Source organism: Micromonospora sp. KC606, assembly GCF_004348675.1.
Taxonomy (GTDB): domain Bacteria; phylum Actinomycetota; class Actinomycetes; order Mycobacteriales; family Micromonosporaceae; genus Micromonospora.
Map to the genome: position 1 here is coordinate 1 of NZ_SMKN01000367.1, position 2,553 is coordinate 2,553.

The 2,553-nt window shown below is 73.1% G+C and carries 2 protein-coding genes; one reads left to right on the forward strand and one right to left on the reverse strand.

What is annotated here, in order from left to right; all coding sequences use genetic code 11:
• Positions 1–7 precede the first annotated feature (7 nt).
• Complete coding sequence (aspS, locus tag E1193_RS31005) at positions 8–1,294, reverse strand: aspartate--tRNA(Asn) ligase (protein ID WP_132186677.1); 1,287 nt, start codon at positions 1,292–1,294, stop codon at positions 8–10.
• A 388-nt stretch (positions 1,295–1,682) separates the two neighbouring features.
• On the opposite strand from aspS, the gene E1193_RS31010 reads away from it, so the two are divergent.
• Positions 1,683–2,553 (forward strand): lipoyl synthase (locus E1193_RS31010; protein ID WP_165945875.1); only part of this gene is annotated, 871 nt, incomplete at its 3' end.

The following is a 2,553-nucleotide window of genomic DNA, read 5'->3' on the forward strand; positions in this document are numbered from 1 at the left end:
GAGGTGGTCAGGGGGTGAGGCGGTGCAGGTCGCGGGGGAAGGCGGTCACCTCGCGGACGTTCGCCGCGCCGATGAGGCGGGCGACGAAGCGTTCCAGGCCGATGGCGAAGCCGCCGTGCGGCGGCATGCCGTGCCGGAACGCCTCGACGTAGCCGGCGTACGGCTCGAACGGCTCGCCGCGCGCCGCCAGCGCCGCGACGTAGTCGTCGTGCCGGTGCAGGCGCTGCCCGCCGGTGACCAGCTCCACACCACGGAAGAGCAGGTCGAACCCGTTGGAGTACGCCGGCCGAGCCGGGTCCGGCTGGGTGTAGAAGGGCCGCTTCGCCATCGGGTACCCGGTGACGAAGAGGAACTCCGAGCCGTGCTCGGCGCGGGCCCACTGCCCCAGCGCCCGCTCGTGGGCGGGGGCCAGGTCCGGCTCGTCGGCGGGCGCCCCGGCGATCGTCAGCGCCTCGGTGAAGTGCACGGCGGGGATCTCCGCCGGCACCTCGGGCCCCTCGACCCCCAGGGTGCTCAGCGCCGTGCCCGCCCGGGACCAGACCGCGTCGAGCATCCCGGCAAGGGTGTCGCGCAGCACCGCCATCACGTCCCGGTGGTCGGCGACGAAGCCCAGTTCCGCGTCGAGGGAGGTGTACTGGGCCAGGTGCCGGACGGTGTCGTGCGGCTCGGCCCGGAACACCGGGCCCACCTCGTACACCCGCTCGAAGACGCCGACCATGAGCTGCTTGTAGAACTGCGGCGACTGGGCCAGGTACGCGGGCCGGCCGAACCAGTCCAGCGCGAACACGTTCGCCCCGCTCTCGGTGGACGAGGCGACCACCTTCGGGGTGTGGATCTCCACGAAGTCGCGGGCGTCGAGCGCGGCCCGGAAGCCGGCCACCGCCGCCGCCGACACCCGCAGCGCCGCCGCCCGGATCGGATGCCGCAACGCGACCGGGGCGTGGTCGAGCTGGGTGGGCAGGGTCGCGGTGAGCGCCGGCCGGTACAGGTCGAACGGGGGCGGCACGGCGGGCGGGCCGAGCGGTCGTACCGCCGGGTCGGTCAGCTCGACCCCGGCGGGAGCGGTGGGGTTCGCGACCACCGTGCCGACCACCTCGATTACGGTCTCCTCCGGCAGCGCCGCCACGGCTGAGCGCACGGCGGCCTCGGTGAGCACGACCTGGGCCAGACCGGCGGCGTCCCGCACGATCAGGAAGGCCACCGACTTGAGCAGCCGGCGGCGATGGACCCAACCGGCGATCCGGACGGTCGCGCCGACCTGGCCGGGAAGGTGGTGGGACAGGATGCGTTGCACGGTGGGCTGCTCCTTGGTCGATCGCAACGCCTTCGCCGCCCTCGGGCGGTGAAGCATCGCCTCGGCCCCAGGGAGGTGTGGGCGAGCGGGAACCTCGCGGTGCCACCACACCTTCGCACCCGCACGCGGCGGGAGCCTCGTTCGTCGCCTTTTCACCGGGGCCAGCCGGGCGGGCTCTACTGGGCGCGTACGCCGTTCTTTCCGCGGCTCGGGAGGGTCTTCGCGCGCCGACGCCAGACCGCCTTCCAGCAACCGGCGGCTCTCTGCGCTGGCGGACCGGCGCGCTACTCGGCTCCGTCACAGCCTCGCCGGGCAGGTTAGCAGCCGACCGCCGCCACGGTGACGTGGTTTTCGGGCCCTGGGTGTCCGGGGTCACCACCCCGGTGGCGTGACGCCCGTCGCCCGCAGTTCATCGACCGGCGCCGACCGGCGTAGGCTCGTTTTCGTGACGATCGAGCACTCCACGCCGACGACCGAGCAGGCCAGCCGCACCGCGACGGCGGCGCCCGAGGGCCGGCGCCTGCTGCGCATCGAGGCACGCAACGCCGAGACGCCGATCGAGCGCAAACCGCCGTGGATCAAGGTGAAGGCCAAGATGGGCCCGGAGTACACCCAGCTGCGCGGGCTGGTCTCGCGGGAGGGGCTGCACACCGTCTGCCAGGAGGCCGGCTGCCCCAACATCTACGAGTGCTGGGAGGACCGCGAGGCCACCTTCCTCATCGGTGGCGACCAGTGCACCCGGCGCTGCGACTTCTGTCAGATCGACACCGGCAAGCCGGCCGAGTTCGACGCCGACGAGCCGCGCCGGGTCGCCGAGTCCGTCGCGGCGATGGGCCTGCGCTACGCCACCATCACCGGCGTCGCCCGCGACGATCTGCCCGACGGCGGGGCCTGGCTGTACGCCGAGACGGTCCGGCAGATCCACGCCCTGCGCTCCGGTTGCGGCGTCGAGCTGCTGATCCCCGACTTCAACGCGGTTCCCGCACAGCTCGCCGAGGTGTTCGGTTCCCGGCCCGAGGTGCTGGCGCACAACGTCGAGACGGTGCCGCGCATCTTCAAGCGGATCCGGCCGGCGTTCCGCTACGAACGCTCCCTCGACGTGATCCGGCAGGCCCGCGCCGACGGCCTGGTCACCAAGAGCAACCTGATCCTCGGCATGGGCGAGGAGCGGGCCGAGGTCTCCCAGGCGCTGCGTGACCTGCACGACGCCGGCTGCGAACTGATCACCATCACCCAGTACCTCCGCCCCTCCCCCCGCC